This is a genomic window from Thalassoglobus neptunius (assembly GCF_007859735.1).
GTDB classification, from domain to species: Bacteria; Planctomycetota; Planctomycetia; order Planctomycetales; family Planctomycetaceae; genus Thalassoglobus; species Thalassoglobus neptunius.
In genome coordinates, this window is sequence record NZ_SIHI01000004.1 from 117,273 (window position 1) to 134,457 (window position 17,185).

A 17,185-nucleotide genomic window follows, 5' to 3' on the forward strand; every position below is an offset into this window, starting at 1 on the left:
AAATCCATTAGCGTTTCTTAATACGAAAGTTCCAAAACGTGATTTCGAACAGCGGCGGATCATTCGACGAGACCGGGGTGTTTACCAGGAAACAGCGACTGTCTAAAGTTGAGCCAACGGTGACAGCTCAACCCCTCATCGAAGCCACTCCATTCGCCCTGAAGGAAGAACTCGCATGGAACCAGTATTAAATGCGTTTCGATTTACGAAGTCTTTTGCACACTTGCTTGCTGCGGATATTGATGACCGCGAGATGGCACAGATCCCGCATCCCGGAATGAATCATCCTGCCTGGATTCTTGGTCATGTCGCCCTCGGAGCTGATCTTGTGGCGAAGTTGTTGGGAGAGCCGACGTTGACCGACGAAGAATGGTTGCGAGTCTACGGCCCCGGATCGACATGCAGCGAAGACCGTTCGGTCTACCCGACGAAATCGTCACTGCTTACCAAACTGGACGATGTCTACGAAGCAGTTGAAAAAATGATCGCAGCAGCGACTCCGGCACAACTCTCTGCTCCGAATGCGACGCCCTTCTTCCCGGAGCAGTTTCCAACGACCGGCGACTTGATTGTGCATCTCATGACGACGCACGCATCGATGCATCTCGGTCAACTCTCTGCATGGCGGCGCTGTGTGGGAAAAGGATCAGTGCTGGGAGTGTAAACCTCGAAAGACCATTTGCTCCTGACTCTCCGATTCTCTGCTCTTGCCGGAGTGGAATCGCTGCACTGACATGAACGTTGTTTCGGAGACAGGGGCAATCGCTGGCCGAACGTTGAATCAGAACTGATCGCCGGGGTTGAAGAGTTCGCGACCGACAAGCGCAACGATTAGATGTCGAACAACCTCATCTGACCATTCGCTGGAGTCGGACGGACGAATTGACTGACGTCGAGTTCAGGGAGATTGCTGAACCCGAATTTCTTTCGAAACACTTTGAAGATGCTTCGGATCTGGTTTGCGATTTCACCGGTTCCGACCATTCTCTGCCTCCATGTTGCATCAGACAATTGACCGTCTCGAGTCTGACGCACGCGTTGATTGACCCGTTCGTGTCGAGTCGGTTGTGTCCGTTCAAGCCACTCCTGAAAGACCGGCTCGACTGTCGCTGGTAGTCGAAGAAGCACATATCGCGCGTCATCGGCTCCCGCTTCTCGCGCAGCTTTTAGAATCGGCGGGATCTCGTGATCGTTCAGCCCGGGAATGATCGGAGCGACCATCACTCGAACCGGAACACCCGCATCTGCCAGCGTTTGCACTGCACGTAGTCGAGAAGTCGGAATGCTCGTTCGCGGTTCCATAACGCGAGCCAGTTCCACATCGAGTGTTGTCACCGAAATGTTGACGTGAACGAGATTTCGAGATGCCATCTCCCGCAGAAGATCGATCTCTCGCAGCACCAGCGCATTCTTCGTGATGATGCTGACCGGCTGATGACATTGGTTCGCCAGTTCGAGACACTTTTGCGTCAAGCGAAACTCATGCTCCGCTGGCTGATAGCAGTCCGTCACACCGCTGAAGATAATTGGTTCGGGCACCCATTTGTCACGAGCCAGAAAATCTCGCAAGAGTTTCGCGGCGTTGAACTTCACGAAGATCTTCGTTTCGAAATCCAGCCCCGCATTGAGTCCGAGATATTCGTGCGAATTTCTCGCATAGCATTACCGTGCGCCAAAACATGCCCCCAGTCCGAGTCAACGTGGTCGTGACCGGTGAAGAGTACCGTAAGTTCTATTGCACGAGTAACTTGCGTAAGGGATGTGGTGGTCGTCCAAGGAAGAATGAGAACGCCTAGAAGAGCCGCATTTGCCCTGATTTCGGGTCCGGTGGCCGGAAAAGATCGCACTTGTACGATGGCATTTCGGCGTCCAGACCATGCTTCTGACGAAATAATCGAAACATCTTTCGGATCTGGTCGGCCATCAATCCAGTACCCGTCATTCGCTCGCCCCACTCAGAACTGTTCAGTTTGCCGCCCCGAGCTTCCTGAAGCCTGCCCAGCACCTTCTCGGCGTGATTTGGCCGACACCGTTGGAGCCACTCGATAAAAACCGGCTCCACCGTCAGGGGTAGTCGCAGCAGGATGTAATTCGCCGTGATCGCCCCAGCCTCCTTTGCTGCCTCCAAAATCGTCGGGATTTCGGAATCATTGAGTCCGGGAATGATCGGGGCCGTCATCACACCGACTGGAACATTGGCGTCTGCCAACATTCGGACTGCTCTCAGTCTGGCGGCTGGAATGCTCGTCCGAGGTTCCATGTCCCGAGCCAACTCAGGATCGAGACTTGTAATCGAAAGATAGACATGAACCAGATTGTCGGCAGCCAACCCTTTCAGAATCTCCAGATCTCTCAAGACCACAGCATTCTTGGTCACAATGCTGATCGGCTGACGGCATTCCAAAGCGACTTCAAGACACTGCCGAGTCAGCCGGAATTCTCGCTCAGCGGGCTGATAGCAGTCAGTCACGCCAGAGAATGTGATCGGCTCTGGTTTCCACGTCTTCTTGGACAGGAATTCACGGAACAACTGGGGAGCATCGTGCTTGACCACGATCTTCGTTTCGAAGTCCAGCCCAGCATTGAATCCTAAGTAGTCGTGGCCCGGTCTCGCATAGCAATAAGAGCAAGAATGGACGCAACCACGGTACGGGTTGACGCTGTAGCGAAAAGGAATGTCAGGAGATCTGTTCTCAGAAACAATGCTCTTTGAAGTGTCAGAAATGTATTCGATCTTGCGATTCGTCAGCGTCCTCAGATGCTCTTGGTCCCATTCCAAATGTTCGAGATCCGGTTCGTGATGAACCGTCTCGAATCGATTCGGTGGATCAATGTTGGAACCATGACGCATCAAGATTTCCTCGGATTTTGGAAAGAGAAACAATCTTCCCAGTCATTCTACCGCCATGGCTTTTCTGATCCATTCCTGCTGAAGCCACGCTGACACTCGTTACGGTGTCTCGGACCCGTAGCCACATTGTCCGCAGATATCGATCCGGTGCTCAACTGGAGCCCCACAAACCGGACATTCGAATTGCCAAGAAGACTCTTTGGGTAGCCGTGGCATTGAATCAATGAATGAATCTCCACCGACTGTTTTGTACCGCTCGTACTCAGCGTTTCGACCGAAGAGCAAGCTCATTCCAACATTTGTAATCAGCCAAGCGATGCCACCGAAAAACAATACGGTGAGGATGGCTGAAACGAACATCTCAAAGGGCGTCCAAAATCGAGTCTCAGTCGCCCAGTTCCAAAACCACGAGAGCGGCAGGTAGATCAAGAAGACGACCACGCAAGCTCGTGCAAACAATGCGGCTTTAGTTCTCATCGTCGTCCTCCAATCCAAATTCATCTTCTTCATCCCAGTTATCGACCTTGCTCAACATAGGAACGTCTTCGATTTCCCTGACGAGTCCGAAGTGGATCACAGGAAGAACAAGAGTTTCACCGGGACCGTTGCCGTACTCATGCGTCTTGACATTCAATGTCGTGGCACGGTGCAGGTAACGTGCAAGTTTCGTTCGAGTAATCTTGCCATAGACCTCAATTTCGACCGGGCAAACAAAACGACGCCGTGGCAGTGCTCCGTAGAAGTCTCGCTGGATGTCGGCCATGTCGAAACATGCGTCACTTGCCGTTGCGTACTTCCGGGCCTCGTCCCAATCTTCAACGAATGCTTTGCCGTTCCAAACTTTGGCATCATCAAGGTTCTGGATGACGAATCGTCGGCTTGGCGGGACACCAATTGGTTGTGCGCTCAATATCATTTCTTCTCCTTATTGGATCACAGGATTTGTGGATGTGATTCCAAGCGGGTGTTAGGTCGAACCCTCACCACGTCACGAAAAATCAGGCGGCGGGATTTTCTTGCTATGCTCGTGGCATGTTGCTAGATGGCTTTTGCTTCGAACTGGGTTAAACTGACCGATGGATCGACCGGAGATAGTTAGCGATTTGGCCCATATGATCTCGTTCTGTAGCTCGAAGTGTGCAATCGCCACTTCCATCACCCGCATTGCCAACCATGGTTTCTTGGCGGTTGAACCTACGCTCAGAAAGAAACTGCCATTATCCTTTAGCACTTCTTTGACTGAGACAAAAACATCGTCGAGCCAATCGAGATAGTCTTCGTCATCGAGATTGTCCTTTGTATGTGTCGTACTTGATTCCGACGTTGTACGGAACGGACGTGACGACAACATCGACAGACTTTGGCTCAGTCTTTTCCCTCATCAGCGAAAGGCAATCGCCCTGCCAAATCTGAACGTCGCTCGTCTCGGGCAACAGGATGTTCGTCTTGCTCGCCTTGCGTTGCTCTTCCTTATAATCGAGTTCAGCCTGCCGGATGAGACGTGCGACTTTGGCCTTCGGCTTTCGAGCCTTCTCCAGCACATTTTGTCTTTTCTCTTCTGGTAGCTCAGAAAGGTCGGCAGCGTTCTTGGCGGAAAGCAGTCCGTTACGAATCTCGGTTACAAGTTCTGGTGCGTTCGTTTTTGCACGCTTCACTTGTTCCACCGTGGTTGATGAGCAACTGGTGATTGTGGCGGCGTGCTCGCTCGCCTTGCCTGTTGAGATAGAACAATCTTTTGCTCCCTTTACGCCTTTTCCTCGTGAGAGTCGCTGCCTTTCCTTCGCCTCAGCTTCCAGAAGGGGAAGCAATTCAACTGCGATTGCCGCACGTTGACTCGCCGTGAGGTGGCGTCGTTGTATGTTCTTGCTGATGACCCACGCTGTCGGCGAACCATCACCGTCCCATTCAACAAATCGGGGCTCAACGCCGGTAAACTCGCAGGCTTCGAATCGGCAGCGCCCATCGAGGATCTCTCCCTCGTGGATGACGATTGGCTCCAGCAACCCGTTTTCCTTGATGTCTTCTGCGAGTGCTCGAATCTCTTCATCAGACATCGCTGGAAAGAGTTCGCAGGCTGGGTGAAACTCTGGTTGATTCTGATTAAATATGTGCTTCATTGAACCGCCTCCCATGTGTGTGTTCGAACTGAGTAGGCGTTTTGCCAACTCCCCACCAAAAAACACCACAGCCCAAACCAAGACCGCCTCCGTGGGCGGTAGTCGTGGTTCGGGATGTTGTGTGATCGAAGCTGCTCTACGGCGTCCTCGATGAATTCATGCTTTGACCAATTTCTTGATCAGTCCGGGTAGCTCACAAAAAGTTTCGGAGCCACTTTTCGTGAACGCAAAAAAAGGGAGCCTTCGCATCGTGGCGAAGACTCCCTGTGACGGATGGAATCAATTCAAGCGTGAAACTATGCGGCCATAACGCCAATGTCTCCGAGGTAATCATTCAGTTCTTCCTTCACGGGGTTGGCCTCGGGGCAGGTAATGTCGAACCAGATGTCCCACACGATGAGATCGAGAAGTTCCTCGTCATCGCATTCGACACGCATCGCCCACGAGTATCCTTCGGGCTCGACACCGAATCCAAGAATCGGAATACCGAGTTGATCCAATCGCATCATCAGTCGTGCGACTTCCTTGCGGGACCGAACATCTTCTTGGAATCCATCGTTTCCAAAGACGATGCACTCATACGAGTCATCTGGCCCATCATCAATTTCCTCTGCCCCTCGATGGGCACTGAAATTCTCCTCATTCACGAGCAGAGCCATCATCTCGCTCGTAGCATCAGAACCGTGTTCAGCCTGAAGGCGTTCCAAACAGGACTTTTCAGCTTTGGTGAGTCGGAATCGTTTCTTTGTCATGTGGCGTTCTCCTTAGAACGGGTTTGAAAGTGAGTCCCAACGCTGGGCCTCGGAAAAAGTTGTGCTGACAAGTCAGCATTCATGCAGCTAGACAACGAGTCGGCTGCAATTCTTCTCGAAGCTCCATCCAGAGTTTTCCGAGTTGGTTGTCACCAACCCATTTTTCTCCATCGAAGGCGGCTCCCCAGAACAGGGCTGATCCACGTTTCCGCTTCGAGCAGTCCTCGATGATTTCCTCGTTCCCGGTTTCCAAGAGTCGATTTTTCAACTCCGGGTGTTGTTCAACCTTGAGCAGCAAACACAGCCGCATGTGGAAGAGGTCGTCTTCGCTCATGGGCTCAACGGTCATCTGAGCTTTGTGCTTTTTGGCGACCATCTTGGCTGCCATCGGGGACTTCTGTTCTCGGATGGCTACCACCACCTCGGGGTCGTCAAATCGCAGTGCTTGAAAAAGGGCCTCCGTCGTTCGGTACTTCTTTCCTTCCCACTCAACCGGGTGGGCGGACATGTTGCCGAGCCAACCGTGCTGCTCTCGGACTTTGCGAATCAGGATTGTCAAAGGCGTCCTCCGCTTGGCGTGTCGTTTGTGAGTCGCTCGTTGCGTCTCGAACAACTTCCAGTCGGGTGTTATGTTCTCGCTCATTGATCCATGACACTTTGTGTGGCAAAATGCGGGAAACGTGAGTTTTCTAGGGCATTTTCTAGGTCACAACGAAAATGGACGCCGAGATCTTCAAACGGAACTTGCGTGAACTCCTCGAAGCCCGTGGGCTGAAGCAGAAGGATTTCGCCGAGAAATCCGGGCTGAGCTACCGCTGGGTCCGCAGAATTTGCTCTCAAGGATTGACCCGAGTTGAGGATCGAAACCGGGAGCAGCTAGAAGCCCTCTGCGAGTTCTTCGAAGTCTCGCCTGTCGAACGATTGTGGAGCGAGCACCTCCACAATTCGCAGGATGGTGCGGCTCTCTGTGAGGCGAAGGTGAAAGAGATCCTGAGCTTCGCTCATTCCCTCTCCGAATTCTCTGAGTTCGTGCCCGTTGGCATGGAGCTTGGTACGGAGCCTGTGGGCGATCTCTTGGCGTTGATCGACCGCCTCTATACGTCCATGGAGCGGAATCGGGATTACATCCTTCGATGGCACCAGCGCCAAATGAAATCCCAAGCCATGATGGATGACAGTCTGCCCGAGATTGCTTTGTTGCAGAATCGAAAAAGTGCAATTGAGGAAATCGAGTATCCAACGAAGTTGCGTGCCGTTTTGCGGTCGCCGCCCGAGGGATTTTTCGAGATGTCGAATTTGATGAGGTCTCTCATCGACGCTGGATACCACCAAAAGGAAAGCCAGCGGATTCGGATATCCTTTCGAGATCAATGTCCAGATGTGTTTGACCAATGGCTGACGTGGTTTCAGAACAAGGAGATCTTTGACTTTGCCATTGGTGCTGCTTTAGCAGCATTCTCCGAAGCCGAAATCTTGGACTGGTTGGCGAACCATCGTCCCCCGCCCAAGGAAGAAACAACATCAGCCGAGCGGGTTGCCTCTCTCAAAGACATGATTCGCACTTCTGCTGAAACAGAAGCATGGAAAGGCATCGACTTGTCAACTTATGGAGGACCAGTCGGAGATGAGTGAGCCACTGCTACCGAAGACCATTCCACATTTGAACTCTTGGAAAATGGGAATGACTTTTTTCTTGGAGTCTACCCGGACACTCTCTGAAACGAGTCATATCGTGTCTGATGAAAGCCAATATCCGCAGTGGATCGGCAGACATCACGATAATGGGAGAGAGTCATGAAGATAGTTGTCTACTGTCGCAGGAGTCAGAAAGTGCAGAGCGGCCTTAATCAGCAATTGGCTGAAACTGAGTCCGCTGTGGAACGAGTGGGAGGCACAGTTAAAGCGGTCGCCGTTGAGCAGAATCGCATCGATTCAACACTCGACATTTCTGACGAGGAGGGAGAGTGAAATGAAGGCACTGATTTACTACCGCATGTCGAGTGACCAGCAAACCGACAGTATTGATCGACAGAAGGCTGAAGTTGAGCCCGTCGTAGAAAAAGAAGGGGATGAAATCGAGGCCGTATTCATCGACCGAGGAAAGAGCGGGTCGAAGAACAGAGCAAAGCGGAAGGACTTTTTGCGAATGATGGAATTCATTCGAAACGGTTGCGAGGCACGGAAGCTCTATCTGTGGGACTTGGCGAGATTCACGAGAGAGAATCCGTTTAAGGCGGCGGAGTTCTATGGCTTGCTGATGGATAAGGGAATTGTGATCCATGACTGCAAGAGTGGGGAGTTTGACCTTTCGACTCAAACTGGTCGCATGATCGTCAACATGATGCAGGAAATGAACCACCGGTTCTCGACGGATCTTTCAGAAAACACGACGAGTGGCCGACGTCAGTTGCTAAAGCTCGGATGGTGGGTGGCTGGGGCTATTCCGTATGGGTATCAACGAATGTATGTCGGTCCCGGAGGCGATACCGTTCTACGGCCACGAAATGACAGCGGGTACAAGAAGCCTCGTGGCTACCACCTCGCCCTTTCGATTGTCGGGGAGGAGGCGGCAAATGTTCGGGAGATGTACCGCAAATACTTGGACGAGGACACATCATTGCGGGCCATCGCTCGGTGGTTAAATGACCTTGGGGTTGTTCCGCCGTCAGGCGATCCCGCAATTGGCTGGAACAACGGGTCTGTCGCCAACATCCTCGATAACAAAGCCTACTGTGGGTATTCGCACATCGGCGGTGGCCATCGGCGTTACAGAGACAAAGAGGTCTTTGGGCGTGTTGGGGACAACGAAGTGAAGAGTGACAAGGTTCCTGCAATAGTCAGCGAAGACGATTGGCAGAGCACCTTTGAAAAACGGGAAGAAAGCAAGGCGAAGCATCGAGTTCCGAAACCGGATCAACATGGAAGATTGTCGGGCGTCTTGTACTGTGGGCATTGCGGCTATTCGTTGGACAAAGCGGAACGTCGCAACAAAGACAGGCATCCATACATCTATTACTCGTGCCAGTCGGGTGCAAAATATCCCGGCAAGTGCGAATGTCGGCAATGGCGTGTACTCGAAAAAGACATGCTGCCCATGGTGCTTGACAAGCTGTTTGATGGAATCGATGCCAGCATCCAAGACGTGGAAGTCACGAAAAGGATCGACTCACTGGAAGATGGTAAGGCTGATCGTTTGGCGGAACGATTGAGGGACGTGGAGGCGAGTATCACTCGGGCCAATCGTCGATTCTTGAAAGCGTCGAATCTGTCTTCTCAGATGGAGGCAGACTTGGGGGAAATCATTTCCGAACTTGAAAGTGAAAAGGTTCAAATCGAGAAGCAGATTCGTTCCGTGAAAGTCATCGGGGCATCCGACACAACGATCAAAGAGGGTCTCAAGACACTCAGGTCAATGATGTGCGTCGGTCTGACGGAAGAGGACGAGATAGTCTTGTCACGCCCTAACGCCAACGGCAAGCGTTCGATGACAGTCAAATTCAAGGAAGGCCCCAGCGACCGGAAGCCGCTCTTCTACGTCCCTATCGTCAGCAAAGATGAGATCCGGGCGTTTCTCAAGAAGCTTGGTGTCAAGGTGTTCGTCTACTGGCAACCACGAGCCCGTGTAAACAAGCGTGGCGGCATTTTACGAGATGAAGCCGAGGAGATTGTCCGATCACGTCGCAACTTCGAGGTCGAGAAGGTTCACCTGAGAGCGGACTTTCGACCTGAAAAGGTTTTGAGCATGGGTAGCAATAAGCACACGCGTGAACGCATCCTCGATACGGATTGATGCTGTAGCGAAACGGGATGTCCGGCGAGTTGTTTTCGGAAACGATTGTCTTGGAATCATCGGGAAGATACTCGATCTTCCGGTCGGTTCGAGCTTCCAGGTACTCGGTATCCCATTCCAGATGCTCAAAGTCCGCCTCTGCATGGAACCGTTCATATCGATTCGGAGGGTCGAGGTTCGATCCGTGTCTCATGCCACTCCTCCCTCAGCGTTGTCCAATGGAAGAGTGAACGCTCTACACTCCGGCCAGCAACTTCGTTTCCGCATAGTTGTCGGTGGAATCCGCCACATAAGAAGGCGGCTCGCGGCCTTCCTGAATGCACTCATCAAGCTCGCGTTTTTTCGGACATCCGTGGCACGTCCACCACTCTTGAGCTCGTTCGCGCGTCCATGTTTCCGTCACTGGAACGGACTTCAATGCCTCGCGAAGTTCTTCGACCGACTGAAATCGATCGTCAGGATTCTTTTCGAGACACTTCAACACGATCGCATCGAGTTCCTCGGAAACGTTTGGATTGTGTGACCGCAGCGAAACTGGAGTCTGTTGTGCATGAGCCAACAGCAATTTGACTGCGTTTGCCTCCTGGAAAGGTGTCTTCCCAGTCAAAACGTAATAAGCGACGCAGCCAAGTGCGTAGATATCGGCGCGTGCGTCCGAAACATCTCCGCTGGCCTGTTCCGGAGCCATATACATCGGAGACCCGGCAATCCGCCCTTCCTGAGTGATCTTGGTATCGACGTCGACATGCTCGGACCTCACCAGTCCAAAATCGAGCAGTTTGGCAACGTCGTAAGTTCCGCCTCGTTTCGCAGCGAAGATATTCGCAGGTTTGATATCGCGATGAACAAGTCCCTGCTCATGTGCTTCGGCGAGTGCATCGCATGTTTGTTCGAAGAAGTGAATGAGACGCTCATCCGGCATGGGGCCGTGCATCGTCACGATCTGATCGAGATTCATCCCCGGAAGATATTCCATCACGTAGTAGAAGGTCCCATCTTCCGACACTCCGTAATCGTAGATCTCGACGGTATTCCAGTGCGTGAGTTGCGCGGTCGAACGAACCTCACGTTCGAATCGTGCGAGCGTCTGCGGATCTCCCGCCATTTCCGGACGGATCAATTTAATCGCACAGGGGCGTTTGAGAAGGAGATGTTCAGCCAGATGAACTTCGCCCATTCCCCCACGACCGAGAAGACGTTTCAAGCGATAAAGCCCAAGCTGTCGAGCTTCGAATTCCGCCGTTCTTAACGATCGGATGGTCCGCACGCCCCAGGTGGCAATAACCAGACTGAAGGTCATCACCATCACAGCTTCAATCAGAACCGTTGAGTTCTCGGGTTGAGCGAATTCCGCTGCGACAACCGGAACCGCGAATCCCGCGATTCCCATGACGGCAACAGGTGCAATCGCCATCGGCAGCATCATCGCCAGTGCCCGCTGCCACGAATTCGGGATAAACAGCGAGTAAGTGAACAACAGGATCATCCAGGGTGCCACGATCGGGAACAGATATCCCCGAGTCGCGCAGTCCAGCACCATGCTGTAAGTCAGCACAATGAAGTAGAGTTCCGATGTGCCGAACAGAATCAGTTCTGCAATTCGCAGATTTCGGTTCACATGGCCACAGCCTGCGCAGGTTCGCCAGGCGATCAGACCGCTGGAAACAATGGCGACGAGTTGAGTCCACCGCAGAAGTGCATCAGCTTCCGTGATGTGCGCTGAGCCGAGCAACTCAGTCTTTAAGAAGAAAGCGGAGTAACCGACAAAGAAAATCAGCGAAGCTGCCTTGAGTCGCCCCTCGAGGACGGTGTTAACCTCTTTCGAAAAGTTCGCACCGGTCCCGTCAACGATCTGCCCAGCCCATGACCACGCCGATTTCGATCGTGATTTCTCAATTGGTCCAGAGTCAGACCGCTTGGTGAGGATTCGTTCCTGGCCAGATTCTTCTGCCATTCCAGGCGCCACTTTTTGAGTTAGGGGAGGAACTTTGCGGTAACGACCTATGATAGTCACCGAAGGTTCATTCGTCAGCGTGAAGATCGCGAAATTACGTCCTAATCGGTCGATCCTCGCCCCAAGTTGTCAGTTTGAAATAAGTTTCGCCGACATGGGAATTTCGTTCTCAACTCTGCAGATCGAAACGACACCTCGAGAATTGAACATCAATAGAAATCGCCTGATGCGAATTTGTGAGAAAGCTCACAAAACGAGGCGACAAATGAGAACACATTGCTCTGATCGCAAATGTCATTTCCGCACAATGTGACCGAACGTTTCGGCAGCACCCCGAGAAAACTTGTGTCGAATTCCTCCGTCCAACGCAATTTGACAAATCCGCCTTCCGAACGCGGTCGGATGTGTCTTCTTTTCGCTTCGTTCCGGACTCGAGAATTGCACAAGCCCTGCTGCAAATCGGGCTCGGAAGACCGAGTGCCAGCGAGTCCAGTTTTTGCGGAAATCAGTCCTGTGGGGAATATTCCGACGCAAACAACCAGATTCCTGGCCCGAGACCCGTCTCGAGAACTGGTTTTCCGTTTTTTTTGAGAACTACGCTGTGGGTCGTCGATCGTTTCGAGACACAAATCTCTTTATGATCGGCACGAATCAATCTCACTTGTTTGAACCAAGAATCAACTCAATTCTTCGAAACAACTCGATTCATCCTCCCGAATAATGGTTTCAGCCTAAACGTCACTCAGGACAGAAACAGAATGAAATCGATCAAGAAGCTGCTGGTCGCCAATCGCAGTGAAATTGCAATTCGTGTTTTCCGGACTGCCCACGAAATCGGGATTCGAACGGTCGCGATTTATACACACGAAGATCGCTTTTCACTGCACCGTTTCAAAGCCGATGAAGCGTACTTGATTGGGGATAAAGGGGAGCCGATTCGGGCTTATCTCGACATCCCTTCCATCATCGCCCTCGCGAAAGAGCACGGCGTCGACGCGATTCATCCGGGATACGGTTTTCTCTCGGAGAATGCAGAGTTTGCAAAAGCGTGCGAAGACGCGGGCATTATCTTCGTCGGCCCGACAGTTTCCGCTCTCAGGAGCCTCGGCGACAAGGTCTCCGCCCGACACATCGCCGAACAGGCGAAGGTGCCCATTCTTCAAGGGACTGAAGATGCGATCGCCGATGTTGACGAAGGAGCCGCCTTAGCAGATCAGATCGGCTATCCCATCATCCTCAAAGCTGCGATGGGTGGAGGAGGTCGCGGAATGCGCGTCGTCCGCGACCCGGCACAGTTTCGTCCTTCCTTCGAGCAAGCCCAGCAGGAAGCACAGACTGCTTTCGGATGTCCGGACGTTTTCATCGAACGTTTCGTCTCGAAAGCCAGCCACATCGAAGTCCAGCTTCTCGGTGACTCCCACGGGAATCTTGTCCATCTCTTCGAACGCGATTGCTCCGTTCAACGACGACATCAGAAAGTTGTCGAAATCGCTCCCGCTCCCAATCTCAACCCTGATGTCCGCGACGCAATCTGCGAAGCAGCAATCAAAATTGGAAAGCAGGTCGATTACGAGAACGCAGGGACTGTCGAGTTCCTGCTGGACCGGGAGACCAACGAGTTCTTCTTCATCGAGGTCAATCCTCGAATTCAGGTCGAACACACCGTCACGGAAGAAGTGACCGGAATCGATATCGTCAAATCACAGATTCTCGTTGCATCGGGCGCGAGTCTTGATGACCCCGAGATCGGGCTTGAGTCTCAGGAGTCGATCAAGACCAGTGGATTTGCAATTCAGTGTCGAATTACGACAGAAGATCCGTCGAACAATTTCCTTCCGGATTACGGACATGTGACGCACTATCGTTCCGGAAACGGGATGGGAATTCGTCTCGACGCGGGTAGCGCGTTTTCAGGTGCGGTCGTCAATCCGTTCTATGATTCACTCCTCGTGAAAGTCTCCGCACGGGGTCGTCGTTTTGTCGATGCCGTCTCGCGAATGAAGCGATGCCTGCAGGAATTTCGAATCCGGGGCGTCACGAGTAACATCCCGTTTCTGATCAAACTGATTTCGCATCCGAAGTTTCTTTCCGGCGATTGTACGACTCGGTTCATCGACGAAACTCCCGAGCTGTTTGAACTCGGGACACGTCAGGATCGTGCCACAAAAATCCTGTCGTATATCGCAGACGTGATCGTCAACGGAAACACACTCGTCGCAGGACGTCCGGTTGCAACTCGAAGAATCGAAGCTCCGGTTCCCAGCTTTCCGATCGGACAGCCGATCCCCGATGGAATGCGTCAACGTCTCCAAAGCATGGGAGCTTCCAACTTCAGCAAGTGGATCAGCGAACAAAAACCGCTACTACTGACGGACACCAGTTTCCGAGATGCCCACCAGTCGCTCTTTGCGACGCGATTCCGAACGTACGATCTGCTGAGAATCGCCGACGCGTATGCTCATCTTTCTCCGAATCTCTTCTCCATCGAGATGTGGGGAGGAGCCACGTTTGATGTCGCGATGAGATTCTTGAAGGAATTCCCATGGCAACGACTCGAAGAGATGCGGGAACACATCCCGAACATCCTGTTCCAGATGCTGCTTCGAGCCTCGAACGCAGTCGGTTACACGAACTATCCCGACAATGTCGTCCGTGCCTTCGTCAAAGAAGCTGCGCAATCGGGCATTGATGTTTTCCGCGTTTTCGACGCACTGAACTCTCTCGAAAACATGCATGTCGCGATGGACGCCGTTCTCGAGACCGATGCACTTTGCGAAGCGACGATCTGCTACACCGGGGACATCCTCGACACCAGCAAGACAAAGTACGACCTCAAGTACTATGTCGAGATGGCCAAAGAACTCGAGAAGACGGGAGCACACCTGATCGCCATCAAAGACATGGCCGGTTTGTGCAAACCGTATGCTGCCTCGAAGCTGATCAAAGCTCTCAAGGAAGAAGTCGGAATCCCGCTCCACTTCCATACGCACGATACCGGCGGAACTCAAATTGCCGCGATCCTCGAAGCTGCGAAAGAAGGCCTCGACATCGCCGACGCAGCAATGGCTCCAATGTCTGGAGGGACATCGCAACCAAACTTCAACACGCTGGTCGAAGCACTTCGCTTCACGGACCGAGACAGTGGTCTCGAATCCGAACCGCTTGATCAGCTGGCTGAGTACTGGCGCGTAGCTCGACAGTTTTACACGCCGTTTGAAGCCAGCGTCCTGCCTGCAACCGCGGATCTGTACGATCACCAGATGCCCGGCGGGCAGTACACGAATCTGTACGAACAAGCCCGAGCCCTCGGACTTGCCGACCGCTGGCGGGAAGTCTGTCACGTGTATGCCGAAGTCAACCGCATGTTCGGGGACATCGTCAAAGTGACTCCAACATCCAAAGCTGTCGGAGACATGGCTCTGTACATGGTGGCGAATGACCTTTCTCCAACCGATGTCCTCGAAGGGGAACGTGATCTCGCCTTCCCAGCTTCTGTGCTCGATTTGATCGGTGGTCGCATGGGGCAACCACTTGGCGGATTTCCGGAGACAGTCGAACGTCGCATTCTGCGAGGAGAAAAACCTCTCAGAGAACGCCCCGGTGCAACGATGCCACCGGCCGATTTTCAGGCGGAAGCGGAGCAACTCAAGGAATTGCTCGGACGTGATCCATCGGAGCAGGAAGTCGTCACCTCACTGCTTTATCCAGAAGTCTTCAAGCAGTTCGCAGAACACTCTCGGCTGTACGCGGACACGAGTTGCCTCCCGACTCCAGTCTTCTTCTATGGACTCGAAACGGCAGAAGAAGTTGCAGTTGAGATCGAACAGGGCAAAACGCTGATGATCAAATTCGTCGGTGTCGCTGATGCCCATCCCGACGGACGTCGTCACGTCTTTTTCGAACTCAACGGAATTCCGCGTTCAGTCACTGTCGAAGACCTTGCACTGCAAGGGGACGTCATCAAAGCGGAACGTGCCGACCCGGACAATGCCAATCACATTGCAGCAGCGATGCCGGGAATGGTCGTCAATCTTGCAGTTCAGGAAGGCGACACGGTTCGCGAAGGACAAAAGCTGCTCGTCATCGAAGCGATGAAAATGCAAACAACGCTCGTTGCCGAGAAAGCCGGGAAGATCCAACGCATCCTTGTGAAAGCCGGGAGTCAGATCGAGTCCGGAGACCTGCTGATTGTGACCGAGTAAGCTGATCGTGACTGAGCAAACTGTGACCGAATAATTCGTCACAGCATCGTCGATTCTCGCGAACTGTCATGAGTTCCAAAGTGTCTGAAAAGAGTGACTCAACAGTTTTCATGACTGGTTCGCAGCGACTCGCACGAGCAGGTTCACCTAAGCGAATTCGAACTTCCCTGCAAGAAACGCGTTCAGGCCAGTGGATGAAAACCTGAAATTGGCCCCAACTGCGGGAAGGGTTTCATGTCAGACATCGATGGCATTCGCCAAACGGCGAAAGATTATGCCCAAGCCTTTCAGCAGGGTGACCTCGATCGCATGGCGACAATTCTTACTGAAGACTTCATTGCCATGCCGCCTGACCAACCGGCATTTCGGGGTCGAGACTGTGTCCTCGAACAGATTCGAAACGATCTGAAAACGATGACGATCGTCTCGCTGAACTTCGAAGTTGAAGAAGTGGAAACGAGCAGCAATCTCGCCTGTGCCATCGGACGTTCTCGCGCTGAACTCATCATGACCGAAGATCCGGACACGCCTGTCGAGATGAACGGAAAGTTTCTTTGGATCCTTCGAAAGACGGACGACGGACGCTGGCTTCTGGCGCGAGACAGTTGTAGCGGAAACGGGCCAGGTTCCGAGTAACAGTGATTGGGTCTGACATCTTGTTTCGCCGCAACGATCGAATGCTTTCGACGGTCCGAATTTCTCTCAGGCCGAGCAATCGAGAATAGACCACTCTCATTCTTCACTGATGTCGGCAGATGAAGCGATCGCATCGTTCTGCGTACGTAACTTCGTCGATCAGCCCGACGGATTCTCAAAACGAATGCTCGCTTGCATGGGAATTTTCATCGAGAATTCACACCCGAGAACGCGGCGCTCATCTCAAGAAACTTAATAGGGAGGGTGCAGGACACCCAACGCCGTTAACCGTATGAAGTCAGTGTTAGGGGTGTGATTTTTTGGGCGAGGAGGTTCAGGTCAGCTGAAGGTGGCTTGATTGTCGGTGGACCGGGTGGTTTGCGAGTTCGACGCTGCGGATAAGTTCGGAAGCTTTTCCGTTTGCGTTCATAACGATCGACCACGGCGCTTCGAACAGCACGGATCAGTGCGCGACTCGTCTGGTAGCAACCACGAAGAGCACGACGCATCACACGTAGGACATTTGACACTGACGTCTTGATCGGCGTCGCCAGATGCTGTTGGTGCAGTCGAGTCTTGAGCAGCAGCAACGCGAGACTGAGCAACGACCAGTGGAGTTCGATCCGCGCATGCTCGGGAGTGCGGCTGAGCAATTTGCGTTTACCAAGTGTCTGTTTGAAGTCTCGATAAAAGATCTCCAGACCCCAACGCTTGCGATAGATCTCTCCAACTTGAGTGTCACTTAAGCGTTGATGGCTCAGAACGCTGGTCACCAACCAGACGCTTTCCTTGCAGGTTGGCACTTCCACCAAACGCAACTTCAGCGGAGGCAACGTTTTCTTCGCAGCATTCTCAGGCCACAGCCAGACTCGATCCTGATCAG

The 17,185-nt window shown here is 52.7% G+C and carries 17 protein-coding genes; 7 read left to right on the forward strand and 10 right to left on the reverse strand.

Translation table 11 applies throughout. From position 1 onward, the window contains the following. The first annotated feature begins 38 nt into the window (after nt 1–38). The gene (locus KOR42_RS26650; RefSeq protein WP_197441163.1) at nt 39–191 is read left to right on the forward strand and encodes a hypothetical protein; all 153 of its coding nucleotides are present in this window, start codon (nt 39–41) and stop codon (nt 189–191) included. Next, on the forward strand, nt 176–664 hold the full coding sequence (locus KOR42_RS13500) for a DinB family protein (protein WP_146510355.1): 489 nt from the start codon (nt 176–178) through the stop codon (nt 662–664). The genes KOR42_RS26650 and KOR42_RS13500 overlap by 16 nt, the downstream gene beginning before the upstream one ends. A gap of 167 nt (nt 665–831) precedes the next feature. Here the strand turns inward: KOR42_RS13500 and KOR42_RS13505 are convergent, their stop codons facing one another. The 8 genes from KOR42_RS13505 to KOR42_RS13540 all read right to left on the reverse strand — a co-directional run bounded on the left by KOR42_RS13505 (nt 832) and on the right by KOR42_RS13540 (nt 6,363). Further along, nucleotides 832–1,617, reverse strand: a complete 786-nt coding sequence (locus KOR42_RS13505; protein ID WP_146510356.1) for a PA0069 family radical SAM protein — start codon at nt 1,615–1,617, stop codon at nt 832–834. 175 nt (nt 1,618–1,792) lie between these two features. Further along, nucleotides 1,793–2,851, reverse strand: a complete 1,059-nt coding sequence (locus KOR42_RS13510) for a PA0069 family radical SAM protein (protein WP_146510357.1) — start codon at nt 2,849–2,851, stop codon at nt 1,793–1,795. Between the two features lie 99 nt (nt 2,852–2,950). After that, a complete protein-coding gene (locus KOR42_RS13515; protein ID WP_146510358.1) occupies nt 2,951–3,328 on the reverse strand; it encodes a zinc ribbon domain-containing protein in 378 nt (125 codons plus the stop codon). Beyond that, nucleotides 3,318–3,761, reverse strand: coding sequence for a hypothetical protein (locus KOR42_RS13520; RefSeq protein ID WP_197441164.1), 444 nt, complete (start codon nt 3,759–3,761; stop codon nt 3,318–3,320). The genes KOR42_RS13515 and KOR42_RS13520 overlap by 11 nt, the downstream gene beginning before the upstream one ends. A gap of 78 nt (nt 3,762–3,839) precedes the next feature. After that, the gene (locus tag KOR42_RS27860) at nt 3,840–4,202 is read right to left on the reverse strand and encodes a DNA methyltransferase (protein ID WP_146510360.1); all 363 of its coding nucleotides are present in this window, start codon (nt 4,200–4,202) and stop codon (nt 3,840–3,842) included. Beyond that, nucleotides 4,132–4,968 carry a ParB/RepB/Spo0J family partition protein gene (locus KOR42_RS13530; protein WP_197441165.1) on the reverse strand — a complete coding sequence of 279 codons (837 nt, stop codon included), beginning with the start codon at nt 4,966–4,968 and terminating at the stop codon, nt 4,132–4,134. The genes KOR42_RS27860 and KOR42_RS13530 overlap by 71 nt, the downstream gene beginning before the upstream one ends. A gap of 296 nt (nt 4,969–5,264) precedes the next feature. Further along, the gene (locus KOR42_RS13535) at nt 5,265–5,720 is read right to left on the reverse strand and encodes a hypothetical protein (RefSeq protein ID WP_146510362.1); all 456 of its coding nucleotides are present in this window, start codon (nt 5,718–5,720) and stop codon (nt 5,265–5,267) included. Nucleotides 5,721–5,799: 79 nt separating this feature from the next. Then, the gene (locus KOR42_RS13540) at nt 5,800–6,363 is read right to left on the reverse strand and encodes an NADAR family protein (protein ID WP_146510363.1); all 564 of its coding nucleotides are present in this window, start codon (nt 6,361–6,363) and stop codon (nt 5,800–5,802) included. A gap of 74 nt (nt 6,364–6,437) precedes the next feature. On the opposite strand from KOR42_RS13540, the gene KOR42_RS13545 reads away from it, so the two are divergent. The 3 genes from KOR42_RS13545 to KOR42_RS13550 all read left to right on the forward strand — a co-directional run bounded on the left by KOR42_RS13545 (nt 6,438) and on the right by KOR42_RS13550 (nt 9,510). Continuing rightward, nucleotides 6,438–7,352, forward strand: a complete 915-nt coding sequence (locus KOR42_RS13545) for a helix-turn-helix domain-containing protein (protein WP_146510364.1) — start codon at nt 6,438–6,440, stop codon at nt 7,350–7,352. 162 nt (nt 7,353–7,514) lie between these two features. Continuing rightward, entirely contained in the window at nt 7,515–7,688 is a 174-nt protein-coding gene (locus KOR42_RS26655) for a hypothetical protein (RefSeq protein WP_197441166.1), read from the forward strand. 1 nt (nt 7,689) lies between these two features. Further along, nucleotides 7,690–9,510, forward strand: a complete 1,821-nt coding sequence (locus tag KOR42_RS13550) for a recombinase family protein (protein ID WP_146510365.1) — start codon at nt 7,690–7,692, stop codon at nt 9,508–9,510. A gap of 235 nt (nt 9,511–9,745) precedes the next feature. Here the strand turns inward: KOR42_RS13550 and KOR42_RS13560 are convergent, their stop codons facing one another. Then, nucleotides 9,746–11,464, reverse strand: a complete 1,719-nt coding sequence (locus tag KOR42_RS13560; protein WP_146510366.1) for a serine/threonine-protein kinase — start codon at nt 11,462–11,464, stop codon at nt 9,746–9,748. Between the two features lie 758 nt (nt 11,465–12,222). Between KOR42_RS13560 and KOR42_RS13565 the strand changes: the two genes are divergently transcribed. Then, complete coding sequence (locus tag KOR42_RS13565) at nt 12,223–15,666, forward strand: pyruvate carboxylase (protein ID WP_146510367.1); 3,444 nt, start codon at nt 12,223–12,225, stop codon at nt 15,664–15,666. A gap of 234 nt (nt 15,667–15,900) precedes the next feature. Beyond that, a complete protein-coding gene (locus KOR42_RS13570; protein WP_146510368.1) occupies nt 15,901–16,302 on the forward strand; it encodes a YybH family protein in 402 nt (133 codons plus the stop codon). Between the two features lie 284 nt (nt 16,303–16,586). Here KOR42_RS13570 and KOR42_RS13575 read toward each other — a convergent pair. After that, the coding region (locus tag KOR42_RS13575; RefSeq protein ID WP_146510369.1) for a transposase at nt 16,587–17,185 on the reverse strand (599 nt) is incomplete at its 5' end.